The organism is Luteipulveratus halotolerans, assembly GCF_001247745.1.
GTDB lineage: Bacteria > Actinomycetota > Actinomycetes > Actinomycetales > Dermatophilaceae > Luteipulveratus > Luteipulveratus halotolerans.
Genome location: NZ_LAIR01000002.1, coordinates 2,161,284 through 2,181,021, shown reverse-complemented (window position 1 = coordinate 2,181,021; position 19,738 = coordinate 2,161,284). Strand labels below are relative to the sequence as shown.

At 70.8% G+C, this 19,738-nt stretch carries 16 protein-coding genes; 6 read left to right on the top strand and 10 right to left on the bottom strand.

Annotated features, from left to right (window positions below; translation table 11 throughout):
• Positions 1-10 precede the first annotated feature (10 nt).
• The 3 genes from VV01_RS11015 to VV01_RS11005 are packed head-to-tail and all read right to left on the bottom strand — an operon-like array spanning position 11 to position 3,775.
• On the bottom strand, positions 11-1,366 hold the full coding sequence (locus tag VV01_RS11015; RefSeq protein ID WP_050669926.1) for a hypothetical protein: 1,356 nt from the start codon (positions 1,364-1,366) through the stop codon (positions 11-13).
• A gap of 39 nt (positions 1,367-1,405) precedes the next feature.
• Positions 1,406-2,473, bottom strand: a complete 1,068-nt coding sequence (locus VV01_RS11010; RefSeq protein WP_050669925.1) for a winged helix DNA-binding domain-containing protein — start codon at positions 2,471-2,473, stop codon at positions 1,406-1,408.
• Between the two features lie 45 nt (positions 2,474-2,518).
• A complete protein-coding gene (locus VV01_RS11005) occupies positions 2,519-3,775 on the bottom strand; it encodes a saccharopine dehydrogenase family protein (protein ID WP_050669924.1) in 1,257 nt (418 codons plus the stop codon).
• A gap of 63 nt (positions 3,776-3,838) precedes the next feature.
• On the opposite strand from VV01_RS11005, the gene VV01_RS11000 reads away from it, so the two are divergent.
• Complete coding sequence (locus tag VV01_RS11000; protein WP_050669923.1) at positions 3,839-5,062, top strand: NAD(P)/FAD-dependent oxidoreductase; 1,224 nt, start codon at positions 3,839-3,841, stop codon at positions 5,060-5,062.
• A 34-nt stretch (positions 5,063-5,096) separates the two neighbouring features.
• Here VV01_RS11000 and VV01_RS10995 read toward each other — a convergent pair whose 3' ends face one another.
• On the bottom strand, positions 5,097-5,594 hold the full coding sequence (locus VV01_RS10995) for a GNAT family N-acetyltransferase (protein WP_050671873.1): 498 nt from the start codon (positions 5,592-5,594) through the stop codon (positions 5,097-5,099).
• A 76-nt stretch (positions 5,595-5,670) separates the two neighbouring features.
• Entirely contained in the window at positions 5,671-7,443 is a 1,773-nt protein-coding gene (locus tag VV01_RS10990) for an HNH endonuclease signature motif containing protein (RefSeq protein ID WP_050669922.1), read from the bottom strand.
• A gap of 114 nt (positions 7,444-7,557) precedes the next feature.
• Between VV01_RS10990 and VV01_RS10985 the strand changes: the two genes are divergently transcribed.
• A complete protein-coding gene (locus tag VV01_RS10985; RefSeq protein ID WP_050669921.1) occupies positions 7,558-8,331 on the top strand; it encodes a class I SAM-dependent methyltransferase in 774 nt (257 codons plus the stop codon).
• A 164-nt stretch (positions 8,332-8,495) separates the two neighbouring features.
• Here VV01_RS10985 and VV01_RS10980 read toward each other — a convergent pair whose 3' ends face one another.
• Positions 8,496-9,941 (bottom strand): aspartate aminotransferase family protein, encoded by a 1,446-nt coding sequence (locus VV01_RS10980; RefSeq protein WP_050669920.1) that lies wholly within the window; start codon positions 9,939-9,941, stop codon positions 8,496-8,498.
• Entirely contained in the window at positions 9,938-10,414 is a 477-nt protein-coding gene (locus tag VV01_RS10975; RefSeq protein WP_050669919.1) for an Lrp/AsnC family transcriptional regulator, read from the bottom strand. The genes VV01_RS10980 and VV01_RS10975 overlap by 4 nt, the downstream gene beginning before the upstream one ends.
• Positions 10,415-10,558: 144 nt before the next feature.
• Here VV01_RS10975 and VV01_RS10970 point away from each other — a divergent pair, with 144 nt between their 5' ends.
• The 3 genes from VV01_RS10970 (at position 10,559) to VV01_RS10960 (ending at position 14,959) form a co-directional block, all read left to right on the top strand.
• Positions 10,559-11,932, top strand: coding sequence for an L-serine ammonia-lyase (locus tag VV01_RS10970; RefSeq protein ID WP_050669918.1), 1,374 nt, complete (start codon positions 10,559-10,561; stop codon positions 11,930-11,932).
• A gap of 42 nt (positions 11,933-11,974) precedes the next feature.
• On the top strand, positions 11,975-13,420 hold the full coding sequence (locus tag VV01_RS10965; RefSeq protein ID WP_050669917.1) for a gamma-aminobutyraldehyde dehydrogenase: 1,446 nt from the start codon (positions 11,975-11,977) through the stop codon (positions 13,418-13,420).
• Positions 13,421-13,684: 264 nt separating this feature from the next.
• Positions 13,685-14,959, top strand: coding sequence for a M81 family metallopeptidase (locus VV01_RS10960; protein WP_197275024.1), 1,275 nt, complete (start codon positions 13,685-13,687; stop codon positions 14,957-14,959).
• Here VV01_RS10960 and VV01_RS10955 read toward each other — a convergent pair.
• The 3 genes from VV01_RS10955 to VV01_RS10945 form a co-directional block, all read right to left on the bottom strand.
• On the bottom strand, positions 14,946-15,647 hold the full coding sequence (locus tag VV01_RS10955; RefSeq protein WP_050669915.1) for a copper homeostasis protein CutC: 702 nt from the start codon (positions 15,645-15,647) through the stop codon (positions 14,946-14,948). The genes VV01_RS10960 and VV01_RS10955 overlap by 14 nt on opposite strands.
• A gap of 16 nt (positions 15,648-15,663) precedes the next feature.
• The gene (locus VV01_RS10950; RefSeq protein WP_050669914.1) at positions 15,664-16,284 is read right to left on the bottom strand and encodes a peptidoglycan-binding domain-containing protein; all 621 of its coding nucleotides are present in this window, start codon (positions 16,282-16,284) and stop codon (positions 15,664-15,666) included.
• Between the two features lie 62 nt (positions 16,285-16,346).
• Positions 16,347-16,826, bottom strand: coding sequence for a hypothetical protein (locus tag VV01_RS10945; RefSeq protein WP_050669913.1), 480 nt, complete (start codon positions 16,824-16,826; stop codon positions 16,347-16,349).
• Positions 16,827-16,970: 144 nt separating this feature from the next.
• Between VV01_RS10945 and VV01_RS10940 the strand changes: the two genes are divergently transcribed.
• Positions 16,971-19,724 (top strand): AfsR/SARP family transcriptional regulator, encoded by a 2,754-nt coding sequence (locus tag VV01_RS10940; protein ID WP_050669912.1) that lies wholly within the window; start codon positions 16,971-16,973, stop codon positions 19,722-19,724.
• Positions 19,725-19,738: the final 14 nt, after the last annotated feature.

The following is a 19,738-nucleotide window of genomic DNA, read 5'->3' as shown; positions in this document are numbered from 1 at the left end:
AGGTACGGGCTCAGCGGACGTCGGGTGCCGCGCTCAGCGGTCCGAGCCCGGTGCCCCACCGCTGGTCGGCGGCCGCGAACATCTCGACGGCCGTCGGCGCCAGCCGTTGCCCGGGCCGCACCAGGTCAGGTACGTAGCGGACCAGACCGCCGGCGAGGTGGGGGCCGACCTCCAGGGTGCCGCCGTCGACGGGTTCGGAGGTCGTCTCGATCGGTCGGACGGCCCGGGTGATGACGTAGGCCGACCCGTAGCGCCGCTCGTCGGCGGCGGTGAGCACGACGTCTTCCAGGTCGGTCGCGCTCACCCCGATGTCGCCGCCACGCAGGACCAGGTCGTGCAGGCGGTTGAGGGGCAGGTCGGGCAGCCCTTTGGCGATGGCGTTGATGCCGCCGGTGAACCGCGGGTTGAGCTCGTGCGGCCGGAACCCGTCGACGGTCATGACACCGTCGATGCCGAACGCGCCGCGGTAGCCGTGACGTGCGCGCAGCGTCTCGCCGACCGCACGTGCGCCGTCGCGCATCGCGGCCCGGTCGCTCGGCGCGGGGTCCCAGCCCGTCGAGATGCCGGCGTACACGAACTTCGCCGAGCCGGGTCGACGCAGTACGACGAGCTCGACCGGACGCAGCACGGCGACCCCGTCCGAGAGCACGATGCCGTGGATGCTGCACGGGACGCCCTCGAGGAAGGGCATCAGCCGCGCGCGCTCGGCGCACCCGCGCAACGCGTCGTACGCCGTCGCGGCCGTGGCCTCGTCGCGGACCCAGAACACCCGGTCGGCGCCGCCGTTGATGCCGTCCGAGGCGTCGGCCGACCACACCGTGCCGTGGCCTTGATCGAGCTGAGACAAGGTGCGCAGCAACGCATCTCGGCTCACCGGGACGACGGCTTCCGGGCTGTGGGGCACGCCTGCGTCGTGCCACAGCTGCGCGGACAGCGTCTTGTCCTCCAGGGCGGTGTACGCCGGTGGCCGGCCACCGAGTGTGGTGCGCCCGGCGTACGAGTCGAGCGTCACAGGCAGCTGGCACACCACCAGGGCGTCACCGGCCGGGTCGAAGGCGGCCAGCGCGTCGCGCGCCTCGGCGGGCGGGTCGTCGACGAACTGCTGCCAGAGCGGGATCTCCTCAGCGATCGATGTGATCAGTGGGCCGGGGCAGATCACGCAGGTGACGTCGTCGCCCTCTGGCAGCGGTCCGGTGCCTGCTCCGAGGGCGAGCACCAGGATGTCGCCCGCTCCGTCCGCACGGAGTGCGTCGATGCGGGCGGTGGCGCCCGCGAGTGCTGAGCACACGATGACGACAGCCGTGCGCTGCACTGGACCAGAGGCGACCTGCTGGAGGTGAGCGGTGATGCGGGCGGCGTCTGCCATGGCGGCGAGGCTAGTGAATCGGCGGCGCCGGCTGCATGCTCATATCGATCGGTCGTGCGGCAGCCGGGCGCTCAGGCGTGGCAGCGCGCGCTCGACGGCGGAAGGCAGGCTGGTGAAGGGCGTGGCGGTGACGGCGTCGCCGGGGACGGCGGGTCGGCGCCAGGTCGCGACGATGCGGCCGCGGTGCATGACGGTCGGGTGGAAGAACCCGTTCTTGCCGGGGACGACGTGGTCGATGTCGCCGTCGTCGAGGGCGGGGGAGCGGTCGCCGTAGCCGAGCAGGATCTCGTCGAACGAGGGCAGCAGGAGCGGGCGCGCGGTGGCGCGGCGGTGCTCGGCGTACAGGTCGGGCAGGAGCGGGTCGTGGAAGTACTCGACCCCGGCGATCATCAATGATCCCAACGGTTCTCGGATGTCGTCGAGCAGGGGACGCACCTCGGAGACGAGCAGCTTGGTCCACCAGAGGAAGTCCTTCAGCGGTGCCGGGCCGTGGCTACGGAAGTAACGCTGTGCCCACTCGACGATGGCCTCGCCGCGCTCGAGGCGGCGAGGTGTCGTGATCCACTGCTCGCTCAGCACGAACGCCTGGCTGCGCTCGATCATCGGTCCGAGGCAGATGACCTGTCGCTGGGCGAGCATGCCGATGAGGTGCGGGCCGCGCTGGTCATGTGTCGCGACTCCGGCTGCCTGCCAGGCAGCCATCAGGTCGGCCCGCAGCGCAGGCCCGCGGCCGAGCAGATCGCGCGTGACCTGCTCGGCGGCGTCGTACACCTCGGCCGTGATGCCGAGCTCGACGTGACGGGCGCGAGCCTGACGCGTCTGTCGGTCGAGCGTGAGGTCGAGCATCCAGCCGAGGTCCTCGGCGGCGACCAGGTGCAGCGTGCCGCGCATGGGCCAGGAGCGGACGATCTCGCCGGCGTCGAGCGCGGCCGTGACCTCGCCGACCGACCGCGTGCCGGTGCGCAGCGCGACCGCGATACGCGCGGCCGGGAAGTCCTGCGCCTGCGTACACGTCATCCAGCGCACCACCTCCGCGGCGGTGCCGTGGGCGGGTACGAGTCGTTGAGAGACCAGCCGCATGCGGCCGACCTCGGCGAGTGTCGTCATGTCACCGAGGCTAGGGACCTCTGCGGACCGATGCTGTCCGCTGGCTCAGACGCGCTCGGCGGTGCAGGTGAAGCCCTGAGCCTTCAACCGGTCGACGAGCACGTCACCCAGGGCGGTCGCCGGGGTGAGCACGCCTCCGTTCATGCCGGCCGGGAGCGGGCAGCGGTCGCGCTCCAGCGCGAGGCACAGAGCACTCTCCCCGAGTATCACCGAGGTCGCCGCGTAGCCCGGATCCCCTTGTGCTGCAACGGTGCTGCGGTACTGCGACCCGTCTGTGGTGATCGTGCGGCACTCCATCTTGAAGAAGCCCTCGGCCTGCGCCTTCTCGCTCGGGCCCTCGCCCGGTGAGGGGAAGACACGGTCGGTCACGGGCCGCAGGAAGGGGGCACTGAGGGCGGCGAACCCGGCGCCGAGACCGCCGGCGATGGCGTACGCCGTGGCCCGGCCGCGGTTGCCGTCGCCCGCCCGCATGACCTCGCGGTAGCGGAAGCCCTTGCCGTAGGCGTGGCCGAGCAGAGCGTTGCTGCGGCGGACGATGCGGGTGTTGTACATCGCCATGACGAACGGAGCGGTCCACGACTTCACGTCGTCGCTGTAGCGGACGGCGGCGGAGTCCTTCCACTCACCCTTGGGCTCCGACTCGCGTGCGGGGCTGAGGGCGAACGTGTCGAGTGCGACCTTGCGCAGCGCCTTGTCGGCGCGGATCTCGTCGATCTGGCGACGGGCGGAGTCGATGGTGCCGCCGCTGAAACCACCCTTGAGCGTGGCGTAGACCGTGGTGTCGGTGAGCTCGCCGGCGCCGTCGGCCTGCGCCTTCTCGGCGACGAGCATGACGGCCAGGTCAGAGGGCACGGAGTCGTAGCCGCAGCTGTGCACGATGCGCGCTCCGCTGGCCTCGGCGAGGTCGCTCACCCGGTCGATCGAGCGGCGTACGAACAGCACCTCACCGGTGAGGTCGACGTAGTCGGTGCCGGCTCGGGCGCACGCCTCGACGAGCGGGAGGCCGTACGCGGCGTACGGGCCGACCGTCGTGATGACGACCTTGGCGCGCTCGGCGAGGGCCTTGAGCGAGGCCTCGTCGGTGGCGTCGGCGATGACGAGCGGCCAGTCGGCGGCGCGGGGGCCGAGCTCGGAACGGACCTTCTCGAGCTTGGCCGCGGTGCGTCCGGCGAGGCCGATGCGCGTGCCCTCGGGTGCGGCCTTGGCCAGGTGCATCGCCGTGAGGCGGCCGACGAAGCCCGTCGCGCCGTAGAGCACGACGTCGAGGTCACGGGCGGGCTGGGCGGGGCTGGCAGGACTCATGTACTCCACAGTAGGCGTGCGCATCCCTTGCGTGGGACCGGTGGCGGGGTGGAGGTTGGGCGCATGGCTGACAAGCGACGGATCGTGGTGGTGGGCGGCGGCCTCGCGGGCGCCAAGACCGTGGAGGCGTTGCGTGAGCGGGGGTTCGACGGACCGCTGCTCGTGGTGTCGGCGGAGGATCGGCTGCCGTACGAGCGGCCGCCACTGTCCAAGGACTACCTGCAGACCGGCGAGGGCCTCGACGACGCGACGGTGCACCCGGTCGAGTGGTACGACGAGCAGCACGTCGAGCTGCGGCGAGGTGAGCGGGCGACGGCCCTCGACGTCCAGGCGCGGACGGTGCGCACCGACGCCGGCGACGACCTGCCGTACGACACGCTCGTGCTCGCGACCGGAGCCACGCCGAGACGGCTCGACCTCCCGGGTGCCGATTTCGACGGCGTGCTCTCGCTGCGCACCGTCGAGGACAGCGACCGGTTGCGTGCCGCCTTCGCCGACGGCGCCCGGGTGGTGATCATCGGCGGCGGGTGGATCGGGCTCGAGACCGCGGCCGCCGCCCGTAAGGCCGGCGCCGACGTCACGGTGCTCGAGTCGTTGGAGCAGCCGCTGCTGCGGGTCCTCGGCCCGAAGATGGGCGCGATGTTCGCCGACCTGCACCGGTCGCAGGGTGTCGACCTGCGCACCGGCGTGACGGTCGAGGCGATCGAGGGGGAGGGCTCGGTGAGCGGCGTACGCCTCGGCTCGGGCGAGACACTGCCGACCGATGTGGTGGTCGTCGGCATCGGTGCCGCTCCGTCGGTCGAGCTCGCCTCCGACGCCGGCCTGAAGATCAACGACGGTGTCGTGGTCGACGCGTCGGGGCGCACGAGTGACGAGCACGTCTATGCGGTCGGCGATGTCGCACGATACCCAGATGCGTTGTCGGGCAAGGAGATTCGGGTCGAGCACTGGGCGAACGCGCTCAATCATCCCGCGTCTGTGGCGGCCGCGATCCTGGGCGAGGACGCGTCGTACGACGACCTGCCCTACTTCTTCTCCGATCAGTACGACCTCGGGATGGAGTACGTCGGCCTCGCCGACCCGTCCGACGAGGTCGTGGTGCGGGGTGACCTCGACGGCCGCGAGCTGATCGCGTTCTGGGTGCGTGACGGGCGCGTGCAGGCTGGCATGAACGTCAACGTGTGGGACGTCGTCGACGACGTGAAGGCGCTGATCCGTTCGAAGCAGCAGGTCGACCTGGATCGGCTCGAGGACCCGGACGTGCCCCTGACCGACCTGATCGACTGATCCTCACCAGGCGCTCCGGCGAGCGTGTCACTGGTCAGAGATCGAGGCGGTAGGTCTTCAGCGTGACGCTGGGGACGGGCTTCCAGTCACGCTCGGGTGTGCGGGCGAAACCGAGGCGTTCGTAGATGCGGTGCGCATCGCGCATGGTCGGCTGGGTCGACAGGACTATGGCGCGCAGGTGGTGCGCACGTGCGCGTGCGATGCACTGCCTCACCAGTGCACTTCCGACGCCGCGGCCCCGCGCGGCTGCGTCGACCGACAGCATGCGGAACTCGGCCTCGTCCGGGCCTGCAACCTCCGCGAGCGGACTCCCCGGAGGACCGAACGCCACCGAACCGAGGACGGTCCTGTCCTCGACGGCTGCCCACAGCTCTCCGTCGCGTGCTCTGCCGGCGGCGTCGGCGAGGTGCGTCGCGTAGTCGTCATCGACCGCGAGGTGGCCGCCGTCGACGTAGGCCCGCTTGGTGATGTCTCCGACCTGCGACAGCAGCGCGTGATCCTGCGGGTCGACCTGCACGAACGTGAAGCTCATGCGGCTCATCATCGCCGAGGCCGGACGTCGCCAACGTCGACCCGATGCGGTGCCGGTGACGCCGGCACCGCCCACGTCAGAACGGCGGCGGGCCGACATCGACATCATGTGTTGCTGAGCCGGTGGGTCTCGCAGTCTGCGTGCGAGCAACGCGCATCCTCACCGCCGCCATCTCAGGTGTGGTCGGTGGCGGGTCGGTGTGGTCCTCCAGGAGCGCCGCGAGCACACGCTCGGCCACGGAGTGCTCGTACGCCGCGAGGTCGTGCGGCTGATGGTGATCGGGCGGATGAGTCGTGACCCGCTGACCGCTCAGCGTGGTCCAGCGCACCGAACCGTCCGTGTGCAGCTGAGCACGCCACCACTGCCGAGTCTTCGCGATGTGGTGCCCGCGGTGCAGCGTGTGCAGGTTGTGCTCATGCGTCGCCCCGTCGGAGGGGTCATCGGCGAGAGCGGACCAGGGAACGGCGTGGTCGAGGTCGCACTCCTGCGCCGGGTGCTCGCACCCGGGCGCGCGGCAGTGCTGGTCACGCGCCTCGACCGTGCGGCGCAGCGCGGCCGACGGCCGGTACGACGACTCGGCGTCGATGACCGTGCCGCTCGCCGGGTCCGTGACGAGTCGCTGCCAGATGCTGCCGCGCGCGAACGCCATCGCCCGCACCTGCTGCGCGGTGAGGAAGCCTAGACCGAGGGCTTCTCCGACGCCGGCCGTGCGAGGGTCGTAGGGCGTCTCCGTCTGGGCACGGGCATGGGCATGGGCGCGAGCGCCGCCCTCGGCGGCGGAGGACGAGCGCGTCGGGTCAGGCAGCAGCGCCGCGAGGCTGACGACGACCTGCAGATGCGCGGCCGGTGCTTCGCCGAGCAGGGCGTCGCCGGCCACCTGGCCGCGGATGAGCAGGTCGGTGGCGATGTCGGACCGCAGCTGAGCGAGCGTCCGTGAGTCACCCGCGGCCCGCGCCCTCCGAGCCAGCGTCGTGATGCGCCGCTGCGCCGCGAAGGCGCGCTCCGACGACGCCGTGACGGTGGTCGACGCGATGCCGTGCGGATGCGTCACCGTGTCGACATCGCGGGCGTCGACAGCGTCGCGATGAGAACGCCGCGCGAACTCGCCCGCCGACTCGGCGAGGGCGAGCTGTCGGGCCAGGCGACGGCGTACGGTCGCTTGGGACAACGCAGGTGCCGCGAGCAACGCCTCCAGCTCGTCGGCGTCGACGGATGTCGGCCCCTCGTCATCTGGATGCCGGCCGACGGGCGTGAGCACGCGCCGCATCACGGTCGCTGCGGTCAGCGGGTCGAGGTGGCGAGTTTCTTTGAGCAGCAGGCGTGCTCGCCACAGCGAGACGGTGCCGCACGCCATCCGAGCACGCAGGTGTCCGACGCGCTCGGGTGCGGCCCCGGCCAGGGCGACGTCGTCGCGGCAGCGGGTGATCGTCGCACCGGTCAGCAGCTGCAGCTCGGTGGCCACAGCCGTACGTGCGAGTGCTCGCCGGGTCTGCCGGGTCGAGGCCGACTCGTGCTGCCCGAGGTCGATGCCGGGATCGTCCTCGGTGGCGCGGAGCAGGTCGCCGGTCGCCCCGCTGTGTGCGAACCCCACCCACGCCTCGACACCTTCAGCAGCACGGATCACCTCAGCCGCTGCCGAGCGTGCCGCGAGGAACGGGTCGCCCGGCTCGGGCGGGACCGTGGGCGCTGAGCTCGCATCCGGATCGGGACGGTCGGTCGACCCGCAGACGCCGGCGGCAGGCCCGGAGACGACAGCTCGCGCTCCTGCCCGCTCAGCCACGAGTGCCAGCCACTGCGCGAGGTGAGGAGGCAGCCCGGACACGGTGACGACAGCAGTGTCGCTCGGCATGACCCCTCCTCGCTTAGAACGTATGTTCGAATCATATCGCGCTCGACCCGCACTCGCAGGCGAACCGAAGAATGCTGTGGACACCCGTGACTCGTCCCTGCCACGGTCGATCTCATGAGCCCGACAGACAGCGCAGACCGCACCTACGACGAGCTGGTGGCCGAAGCCGCAGCGGTCGACGTGAGCGGCTGGGACTTCTCCTGGCTCGACGGCCGCGCGACCGAGGCCCGCCCGTCCTGGGGGTACCAGCGGCTGCTGCACCAGCGGTTCACCACGACCGAATCGGTGCTCGACCTGCAGACCGGCGGTGGCGAGGTCACGGCCGGAGCAGCACCCCTGCCGCGTACGACGGTCGCCACCGAGTCCTGGAGGCCCAACCTCGCCGTCGCGACCGACACGCTCGGACCCCTCGGCGGACGGGTGGTCGAGGCGCCCGACGAGGGGCCCCTGCCGTTTGAGGACGCGGCGTTCGAGCTGGTGATCGCGCGCCATCCCGTCGTGACGCCGTGGGCTGAGGTCGCGCGGGTCCTGCGTCCGGGCGGCGCGTTCGTGTCGCAGCAGGTCGGGCCCGACAGCGCGCGCGAGCTGAGCGAGTGGTTCGTCGGACCGTGGCCCGACGGGCCTCAGGCCCGCGACCCCGAGGTCGTCCGCGCAGCAGCCACCGCAGCGGGGCTCGACGTTGTCGACCTACGCCTGGAGCGCCTGCCGATGGAGTTCTTCGACGTCGGCGCCGTGGTCTACATCCTGCGCAAGTGCGTCTGGTGGGTGCCCGACTTCGACATCGCGAGGTACGACGACCGCCTCCGCGCCATGGACGCGCACATCCGCCAGCACGGCAGCTTCCTCGCGCACTCGAGCAGGTTCTTGATCGAGGCGCACAAGGGCTGAGTCTCCCTACGGCTCACCCGGTCTCGACACGGGCTCGCCCTGGGGGCTCGCCCGGCTCGACCGGCGGCGGGTCGGGCTGGATCGGTCATCTCGATGCACCTTGTACGACGACGGCCGGTTCCGTTGGGGGGCAACGGAACCGGCCGGCGTACGCGCGTGTGAGGTCAGAGGTGGTTGACCGCCTCGGTGAGGACGCCGCGCAGCTTCTGCTCGATCTCGTCGAACTCGGTCTGGCCGATGATCAGCGGCGGAGCGAGCTGCACGACGGGGTCGCCGCGGTCGTCGGCGCGGCAGTAGATGCCGGCGTCGAACAGCGCCTTCGACAGGAAGCCGCGCAGCATCCGCTCGGCCTCGTCGTCGTTGAACGTCTCGCGGGTCTCCTTGTCCTTGACGAGCTCGATGCCGTAGAAGTAGCCCTCGCCGCGGACGTCGCCGACGATCGGCAGGTCCTTGAGCTTTTCCAGGGTGGCCCGGAACGCGGGCGCGTTCTCCTTGACGTGGTCGTTGAGGCCCTCACGCTCGAAGATGTCGAGGTTGGCCATCGCGACCGCCGCCGACACCGGGTGACCGCCGAAGGTGTAGCCGTGCGGGAACGACGTGGTGCCCTTCTTGAACGGCTCGAACAGCCGGTCGCTCGCGATCATCGCGCCGATGGGGGAGTAGCCGGAGGTGAGCCCCTTGGCGCAGGTGATGATGTCGGGGACGTAGCCGAAGTCGTCGCACGCGAACATCGAGCCGATACGCCCGAACGCGCAGATGACCTCGTCGGACACCAGCAGCACGTCGTACTCGTCGCAGATCTCGCGGACGCGCTCGAAGTAGCCGGGCGGCGGCGGGAAGCAGCCGCCGGCGTTCTGGACCGGTTCGAGGAAGACGGCGGCGACCGTGTCGGGCCCCTCGAACTCGATGGCCTCGGCGATCCGGTCGGCGGCCCAGCGGCCGAACGCCTTCGGGTCGTCACGCAGCTCGGGCTGCGCGCGGTAGATGTTGGTGTTGGGCACCTTGAACGCACCCGGCACCAGTGGCTCGAACATCTCCTTCAGCGGCGGCAGACCGGTGATCGACAGCGCGCCCTGCGGGGTGCCGTGGTAGGCGATCGAGCGGCTGATGACCTTGTGCTTGCCCGGCTTGCCGGTCAGCTTGAAGTACTGCTTGGCGAGCTTCCAGGCGGACTCGACGGCCTCGCCGCCGCCGGTGGTGAAGAACACGCGGTTGAGGTCACCGGGGGCGTACGCCGCCAGCCGCTCGGCGAGGTCGATCGCCGAGGGGTGGGCGTAGGACCAGATCGGGAAGAACGCCAGCTCACGCGCCTGCTTGGCAGCGGCCTCGGCGAGCTCTTCGCGGCCGTGGCCGGCCTGGACGACGAACAGCCCGGCGAGCCCGTCGAGGTACTTGTTGCCCTCGGCGTCCCAGATGTAGGCGCCGTCGCCCTTGACGATGACGGGGACGTGCCCACCGCCGCCGCCGTCGGCGACCGGCTCGTACACCGACTGGCGCGTGAAGTGACCCCAGAGGTGGTCGCGCGCGGCGTCGTACCGCGGGGTGCCACGCGGCGTGGTGCCGACTCCGGCGGGCTGGTCGGCGGACGTGATCTGCGGAGTGGTCGTCATCTCGTTCCCCAGTCGTAGCGTTGCTTGTTGAGCCTGAGATAGGTGAAGGTCTCGGTGCCGACGACGCCGTCGACCGTGCGAATGCGCCGCTGCAGCAGCTCGAGCAGCTGGTCGTCGTCCTCGCAGACGACCTCGACGAGCAGGTCGTAGCGGCCGGCCGTGGTGACAACGTACGAGACCGCCTCGATCTCGCTGAGTGCATGGGCGATGTGCTCGCTGTCGCCCGTCGTCGACACCCCGATGAGCGCCTGCCGCTCGAACCCGACCTGCACGGGATCGGTGACGGCGACGATCTGCAGCAGCTCCGACTCCAGCAGCCGTTGCACGCGCTGGCGGACGGCTGCCTCGGAGAGCCCGACCTCGCGGGCGAGCATGGCGTAGGGAGCACGCCCGTCCTGCTGCAGCAGGCGGATGATCGCCTTGGAGGTGTCGTCCAGCACCACCCGGTTGGAGATGCGGGTTGGATCGGTCACGTGCCCATCGTGGCCCTCGATCCGTCACGAATCAAGTACTTCTCCACGGAATCCGTCGCGATCCGTGGCGAGGATCTATGCTGACGGAGGCGTGCGTACAACGACGTGCGTACGCCTTTGGGAGCCAACGAAAGGTGTCGCCGGATGGCACTGAGTGCCTTCGACCTGTACTCCGTCGGCATCGGGCCGTCGTCCTCGCACACGGTGGGCCCGATGCGCGCCGCCAAGATGTTCGTCGACGGGCTGAAGGCCGACGGCGAGCTCGCCCGGGTGACCCGGGTGCGGGCCGAGCTGTTCGGCTCACTCGGGGCCACCGGCCACGGGCACGGCTCCGACAAGGCCGTCATGCTCGGTCTGGAGGGCGAGGCGCCCGAGTCGGTCGACACCGACACGGCCGACGCCCGCGTGGCCCAGAGTCGCACCCGCCACGTGCTGCACCTCGGCGGCACCCACGAGGTCGCCTTCCACCCCGACGAGGACCTCGTCCTGCACCGGCGCAAGTCGCTGCCGGCGCACCCCAACGGCCTGACGTTCCACGCGTACGACGGCTCCGGTGCCCTGGTGCGCGAGCACAGCTATTACTCCGTGGGCGGCGGCTTCGTCGTCGACGAGGCAGCCACGGGCGCCGACCGGGTCGTGCAGGACGACACCGTGCTGCCCCTGCCGTTCTCGACCGGCACCGAGCTGCTCGCGATCTGCGAGCGCGAGCAGATGTCGATCAGCGAGGTCATGCTGACCAACGAGCGAGTCTGGCGCAACGACAACGAGATTCGCGCGGGCCTGCTGCACCTGTGGTCGGTCATGCACGAGTGCGTCCAGAACGGCTTCACCCGCGAGGGCACGCTCCCGGGCGGCCTCAAGGTGCCGTGCCGGGCGCCCGGCCTCTACCGCGACCTCACGAGCGGTCGGCTCAAGGACGACCCGCTCAGTGTCATGGACTGGGTCAACCTGTACGCCCTCGCCGTCAACGAGGAGAACGCCTCCGGTGGCCGCGTGGTGACCGCCCCGACCAACGGCGCTGCCGGCATCATCCCGGCGGTGCTGCACTACTACGTCGACTTCGTCGAGGGAGCGGACGACGACGGCATCGTGCGCTTCCTGCTGACGGCCGCAGCCATCGGCATCCTGTTCAAGGAGAACGCCTCGATCTCGGGCGCCGAGGTCGGCTGCCAGGGTGAGGTCGGCTCGGCGTGCGCGATGGCGTCCGGTGCGCTGTGCGAGGTGCTGGGCGGTTCGCCGACCCAGGTCGAGAACGCCGCCGAGATCGGCATCGAGCACAACCTCGGCCTCACCTGCGACCCTGTCGGCGGCCTCGTGCAGATCCCGTGCATCGAGCGCAACGCCATCGCCAGCGTCAAGGCGATCAACGCAGCACGCCTGTCCCTCAACGGCACCGGCGTGCACACCGTGAGCCTGGACAAGGCCATCAAGACCATGCGCGACACCGGCCGCGACATGTCCATCAAGTACAAGGAGACCGCGCGCGGCGGTCTCGCCGTCAATGTCATCGAATGCTGAACTTCGAGCGCTGACAGACCCCGATCGATCAAGGAGCCCGCAGTGAGCAGTCCCCGCCAGCTGAAGAACTTCGTCGGTGGTGCCTACGTCGCGCCCGAGACCGACGAGACGACCGACATCCTGCACCCCTCCACCGGCCAGGTGGTGGCCAAGGCGCCGGTGAGCACGCAGGCCGACGTCGACGCGGCGTACTCCAGCGCCGACAAGGCGTTCGCCGAGTGGGGGCAGACCACGCCGGGTGAGCGGCAGGAGGCGCTGCTGAAGTTCGCCAACGCGCTCGAGAAGCGTGCCGACGACCTGGTGCACCTGGAGGCCGAGAACACCGGCAAGCCGTTCGCGCTGACCGCCTCCGAGGAGGTGCCGGTGATGATCGACCAGCTGCGCTTCTTCGCAGGCGCCGCAAGGGTTCTCGAGGGCCGGGCGTCGGCCGAGTACATGAAGGGCCACACCTCGTGGATCCGTCGCGAGCCGATCGGTGTCATCGGTCAGGTCACGCCGTGGAACTACCCGATGATGATGGCGATGTGGAAGATCGCGCCCGCGCTCGCGGCGGGCAACGCGGTCGTCCTCAAGCCGTCGGACACCACGCCCGAGACGACGCTGCTGATGGCCGAGATCGCCTCGGAGTTCCTGCCGGCCGGCACGTTCAACGTCGTGACGGGCGACCGTACGACGGGTGCCCGCGTCGTCGAGCACAAGACGCCCGCGATGGTCGCCATCACCGGTTCGGTGCGGGCCGGCATGCAGGTGGCCGAGGCGGCCGCCAAGGACGTCAAGCGCGTGCACCTCGAGCTCGGCGGCAAGGCGCCGGTCATCGTGTTCGACGACGCCGACATCGAGGCCGCGGTCAACGGCATCGCCGAGGCCGGCTACTTCAACGCCGGGCAGGACTGCACTGCGGCCACCCGCGTGCTCGCGGCGCCGGGCATCCACGACGACTTCGTGGCCGCGCTCGCGGAATACGCGAAGGGCTCGGCCAAGGTCGGGATGCCCGACGACGAGGACGCGCTGCTCGGCCCGGTCAACAACGAGCGCCAGCTGTCGCACGTGACCGGCTTCATCGACCGGTTGCCTTCGCACGCAACGGTTTCCGCGGGTGGCAACCGCCTGAGCGGGCTCGGCGACGGCTACTTCATCGAGCCCACTGTCGTGTCCGGCCTCAAGCAGGATGACGAGGCGGTGCAGGACGAGATCTTCGGCCCTGTCATCACGGTGCAGAAGTTCGACGACGAGGCCGCTGCGATCGCGTGGGCCAACGGTGTCGAGTACGGCCTCGCGTCGTCGGTGTGGACCACGGACTTCGGTCGGGCGATGCGCGTGTCGAAGGCGCTCGACTTCGGCTGCGTCTGGATCAACACGCACATCCCGCTGGTCGCCGAGATGCCGCACGGCGGGTTCAAGCACAGCGGCTACGGCAAGGACCTGTCGATGTACGGCTTCGAGGACTACACGCGCGTCAAGCACGTGATGGCCAACATCGAGAGCTGACGTCGAGAGCTGACCCAGAGGCGAAGACTGTCTGTCCGGCACTGCATGCGGTGCCGGACAGACAGTCTTCGTCCGTCGGCGAAGGGATGTGCACGTGCGGGTCGTGATCGTCGGAATCGGTTCTGAGAGCTCAGGATTCGCCCCGCACCGTACGACGCTCACCGACTTCGACGTACGCCGTGGGGCCCGAGCCATGGAGCGCTACCCGTTCCTGCGCGACGGCGTGCTGCCGGGTCTTGAGGCGGTGCGGTTCGTGCCGGTGTGGTGGCCAGGGCGTTGCCGGGTGGGCGGGTCGAGCGGTCGGCGTACGACGCGTTGCTGGCCGACGTGCTGGCAGCCATCGACGAGGGCGGGCCCTGGGACGGCGTGCTGCTCGACATCCACGGCGCGATGCTGGTCGAGCGGCTCGACGACGCCGAGGCGCACCTGGCCGCGGCGGTCCGTGAAGCCGTCGGACCGGCCGCGCTCATCGCGGCGGCGATGGATCTGCACGGGTCGGTCTCGCGCGCGTTCGTCGAGTCGGTCGACCTGCCCACGTGCTACCGGACGGCGCCGCACGTCGACGAGGAGGAGACGCGCGCACGAGCTGCACGACTGCTTGCGCGGTGTCTGACCGACGGCACCCGTCCCGTACGAGCGTGGGCGCGCGTGCCCGTCGTCCTCCCCGGCGAGAAGACCTCGACCCGAGACGAGCCGGCGCGGTCGATCTACGCCTCGCTCGCCGATGGACGGCGACCGGTGGGCGTCCTCGAGACGGCGCTGTGGGTGGGTTACGCGTGGGCGGACGAGCCGCGTACGGCCGCGGCGGTGGTGTCGGTCGGCACGGATGAGGCTGCGGTGCAGGCCGAGGTCGACCGCGTGGCACGGGCCTGGTTCGACGCGCGTGGCGAGTTCGAGTTCTGCTGCGAGACGGGCGATCTCGCCTGGGCGGTCGACCGTGCGCTCACATCTGACCGGCGGCCGTTCTTCGTCTCGGACACTGGTGACAACCCGACCGCGGGCGGTTCTGGGGACGTGGCGACGACGCTGGCCTCGCTGCTGGCCGACCGATCGGTGACCGAGGGCCGGCATCAGGTCGTGTGGTCGGCGCTCGTCGACCCCGACGGTGTCGCAGCCGCTCACGCGGCAGGTGTCGGCGCATCGTTCGACGAGGTCGTGGGCGGCTGCTACGGCTGGCCGGCGCGAATTCGATTGCAAGGCAAGGTGTTGCGCTGCACCGAGGGTGAGATCGACTCCGCTGTCATCGCCGTCGGGTCGCTCTGCGTGGTGCTCACCAGCGGACGCATCCCCTTCCACGCGATGAGCGACTACGCGGCCGTCGGCGTCGACCCGAGCACGGTCGACGTGTTCGTCGACAAGATCGGCTACCTCGAGCCCGACCTCCACGAGCACGCCGAGGGCTGGGTGATGGCACTCACCGACGGGCCGGTCGACCAGCGCATCGAGCGGCTGCCGTTCGACCGCGTCCGAGACCCGCTGTACCCGTTGACCCCGGTGCCGCACGACTGGTCGCCCGAGGCGGTCGTCATCCGGTCGTGAGCTCGTCCAGCCGGCGGCGTACGCCGGCGACCTCGCTCTCGTGCACCGCCCCTGACCACGACCCGCCGTCGCGGACCGTCCTCCCGAGGTGCACAGCGCCGGCTCCGGCACCCACGAGTCTCGGCAGGTGCTCGACGCGCAACCCACCGCCGACCATGACGGTCGCGCCGAGGTCGGGTGCAGCGGACAGCAGTGCTTCGAGGCGCGGTAGGCCGGTGGCGACGCCGGCCGGATGACCGGACGTGAGCACGGTGTCACAGCCCGGGAGAGCCAGCACGGCGCGTACGGACTCCACGAGATCCGGAGCGGTGTCCAGGGCGCGGTGGAACGTGAACGGCATGCCCGCCACCGTGTCGATGACGGGCTGGAGGGTCGCGGTGTCCGGCTGTCCGTCCGGCGCCGCGGCGCCCAGGACGAGCTCGGTCACGCCGGCGTCGAGCAGTCGCTCGGCGTCCGCGATGAGCGCAGCGACGTCGGAGCTCGTCAGCAGATGGCTCTCGGTCACGCGGAGCATGGCGCGGACCGGGATATCGAGGGCGGACGCGACCGCTGCCGCGAGGGCCGGATCCGGTGTCATACCACCGAGATCCGCGCGGCCGACCAGCTCGACCCGGTCAGCGCCCCCGCGCGCAGCGGCCTGCGCGTCGGCGACATCGGTGACGATGACCTCCAGGAGTACGCGACCCATGCCGCCATTGTGGCGATCAGCAGGGGCCGGAGTCGTGCTCCCACTCGTAGGACATGGCACGAGTCATCGGGCCGACGATGCCGTCGACACCGGTGCCGTGGCAGGCGCCGTGGCTGCGCTGCTCGGCGAGGACGGCGTTGCGGGTGATGGTGCCGAACGACCCGTCGACCGTGACGCCTGCGGATGGGTTGCGCGTGAGCCAGATCTGGGCGGCGCGTACGGCGTCACCGCGCGAGCCGTACTGGACGGTCTGACGGACGAAGAGCCGGTAGAAGTCGGCACGCGTGAGCGTGCCGGCGACCGACAGACCCTCTGCCCGTTGGAAGGTCTTGACCGCGCCCTGGGTGGCGTAGCCGAAGCTGCCGTCCACGGCGAGCGAGGGCGTCCAGCGCTTCAGGAGCAGCTGGGTCATCGCGACCGGTCGGTACTGCCCCATCGCCGGGTCGTCCGTTCGGCCGAGCGACATCGTCGCCATCCGGAAGTCGTCGGGAACCGACTCAATGGTCACCCTGGTTCCGGTGGGGACGTGCGGGGCCGGGTCGGCGTGTGCCGCGGAGCCGGCGCCCCCGATGCCGAGGACGACGAGCGCGGCCGCCCCCGCGACCACTCCGCGTCGTGCGTACGTGGTGGTGCTCATGGTGCTTCCTCCCTGATAGGTGTCGGGCCGGCCCCCTGCGCCGGCCCGAAGCTGTGTCTCGCTCAGCAGTACGGCACGCCCGGGATGGGCTCCCAGTTGCCGCCGCCGCTGACGTGGACGGCGCTGACCCAGACACCTCGGTTGCCGGCGTCGTCGTCGGTCTTGAGCCACCAGTTGTTGTCGTAGGGCGTGCTGCCGAGGTGGTAGTTCGGCCCCTGCATCTGGCAGTAGAAGTAGTTCGACCCGGCGTTGAGGTAGTTGCCGGTCCACGGCACGTCCCAGTTCCAGTAGCTCGGAGCGGCCGTCCAGACGTTCTTCCAGACGACGTTGGTGTGGACGCCACCGGCGGTCGTTCTCGGAGCGGACGTGACCCGGGTGCCATTCGGAGCGACCGTGACGCGGGTGCCCTGAGCGGACACCGCGCCGCCGCCGTCGCCGGAGATCGCCTCGCGGTCGGCGTGGGCCGAACCGGCCGTGGCGACCGTCATCCCGGCCAGAGCGGCCGTGGCCATCAGTGCGAGTGCGGGCTTGCGAGTACGCATGCTTCCCCCTGATCTTCAGTGTGATGGTGCGGCCGGCGCCCCCTCGACGCCGGCCCGAGAACCACTTGACCAGGCCGCGCTCACCGATCGCTCACAGCGCGCTGACAGACTGGCCGGGTCCTGGTCGGCACTCGGGAGACGTCCATGACGGATGGCAGTGACCTGCTGAAGATTCGGATGCTCGGCGCGTTCGAGGTCGACCTCGGTGGCCGACGCCTGACGCTCGGGCGCCGCCTCGCGACACTGCTCGCCGTGATCGCCAGCGACGCAGGTCCGGTGTCACGGGCGCAGCTGGTCGACCGGGTCTGGGGAGAGTCGCCTCCCGCAGACGCCAAGCAGTTCGTGCAGTCGGCCATCCACCGGCTCCGGTCGGCGACCCACCCCGACGTGATCGTGACCGCGGGCGAGGGTTACGCCCTGGACGAGGGCCGGGTCGAGGTCGACGTACGACGGTTCGTGGCGCTCGTGCGCGGACGAGGCCGTGACCGCGCGCGCGAGCTGCGCGAGGCGCTCGACCTGTGGCGCGGAGAGCCGTTCGCGGGCACCGCGTCGCCGTGGCTGGCTGACGTCGAGGCGGCCAGGCTGCACGAGCTGCACCTCGCCGCCGCGCTCGAGCATGCTGACCTCGCCCTGGACTCCGGTCGCGTCGGTCCTGACCTGGTGTCACAGCTGAGCGGGCTCACGAGGAGCTATCCGCTGCACGAACCCGTCTGGGAGCGACTCCTGCAGGTGCTGCGTGCGGCGGGCCGCGTGCCGGAGGCGCTCGGACGCTACGACGAGGTGAGACGACGGCTGCGCGACGAGCTGGGGGTGGACCCTGGACCCGAGCTACGGTCGGCGTACGACCTGCTCCTCGCCGGTGACGGCGAGCCCGAGCGGTCGGTTCGGCGTACTCCTCGCCAGCTGCCTTCTCCTGCAGCGAGATTCACCGGTCGGGCGGCTGAGATGTCCGAGCTGACCGAGGTGCTGACTCGCACGTCCGGGCCGCGGATCGCGGTCGTCGCCGGCGTCGGCGGTGCAGGCAAGACGTCGCTCGTCCTGCAGTGGGCGCACTCCGTGCGTGAGCAGTTCCCCGACGGTCAGCTGTTCGTGGACCTCAGGGGCTACTCCGACGAGCGGCCGGTGAGCGCCGCCGACACGTTGAGCAGGCTGCTGCGCTCGCTCGGGGTGCCGCCCGGCCAGGTGCCGCTGTCGGTCGACGAACGCAGTGCGCTGCTGCGCGAGTGCACCACCGACCTCGACCTGCTCATCGTCCTGGACAACGCCTGTGACGCCGCGCAGATCCGTCATCTGCTGCCGGGGCCCGGAGCCATGACCGTGGTGACGAGCCGCAACCAGATGCGCGGCCTCATGGCTCGGCAGGGCGCTGACCGCATCTCGGTGGGCGGTATGCCCGAGGACGATGCGCTCGGTCTGCTGCACGCGGCGGTCGGCGAACGCGTGAGCGCCGAGCCGGCAGCAGCGCGTGACCTCGTGCAGGTGTGCGGTGCGCTGCCGCTCGCGCTGTCGGTCGCGGCCGAGCGTGCGACCCGGTTCCCGGACGTCCGCCTCACGGTCATGGCCCGTGAGATGTCCGACCGGCTCGGAGCACTCGATGCGATGTCCGAGCCGTCCGACGACTTCACCGACATCCGCACGGTGTTCGACTACTCCTACCGCAGCCTCCACGACGACGAGAAGCGCGTGTTCCGATTCATCGGACTGGCATTCGGGCCGACGACGACTCTGCACGCCGCCGCCATGGCCGACCTGTCCGAGCGCGAGTCCCGGCGGGTGCTCGACCGGCTCGTCGCGGCCAGCCTCCTCGACCAGCCGACTCCCGGCACCTACCTCGTGCACGACCTCCTCCGGGCTTATGCAAGAGAGCGGTGCGCCGAGGAGGAGACCCCGGAGGAGGTGGTCGCCGTCGTACGCCGGACCCTCGCCTGGGGGCAGCGCAGCTTTCAGGCCGCGGTCGACCTCGTCCGCCCCGCTCAGATCGCCCTCGACCTGCCGGTGAGCGCGCATCAGGGGTACGAGCCCGCGGACTTCGCCGACGCCGTCCGGTGGTTCGAGGAGTTCCGGCCGACGATCCTGCAGTGGCTCGAGGTCGGCGCGCGGCACGGTCTGTACGCCGACGTGTGGCGGCTGTGCGTGCAGACGAGCGTCCTGCTCGAGGTCACCGAACGGCGCGACGACGCGACCGAGGTGGCCCAGCGGGCACTCGCGGCCGTGCAGCACCTCGACGACGAGCGTGCCCTCTACGTCACCGAATACCTGGTGGCGCAGTCGTTGCAGCGCGTCGACGACCTCGTGGGCTCCTTGGAATGGCTCGACCGCGGTCACAAGCGCGCCCAGATGCACGGGGACCGCGACGCCGAGGCGATCATCGTGACCGTGCACGGCACGGTGCTGCGACGGATGGGTGAGCACGACGACGGCATGGCGCTGCAGGACCAGGCGACCGACCTGCTCGACCGGCGTACGACCGCCGACGGGCCGTTGCGCGCATCGCGCAGCGCGGTGCTGATCAACCGTGGCGGCGCCGCGTACGAGCAGTACCGGTTCGACGCCGCGATCCGTGACACCGAGCGCGCCCTCGAGGTCGCACGAGCCGAGCGTGATCCGTGGCGTGAGGCGCTCGCCCTCAACAACCTGTCCGTGATGAGTCTCGTGGTCGACGACGCGGCGGCTGCCGAGCAGTACGCGCGACAGGCAGTGGTCCTGTCGGAGCGGCTCGCGGCTCCGGGGATGGCGCTCGACGCCCGCGCGACGCAGGGACGCCTGCTGCGCGACGCGGGCGACCGCGACGGGGCGCGGCGCGTCTGGGAGCAGGCGTTGGAGCTGCTGCCCGGGCAGACCAACCCACGTCGGCTGGAGATCGTCGAGCTGCTGGAGGAGACCCGTACGAGCCCGTGACCCGCGGGTGAGAC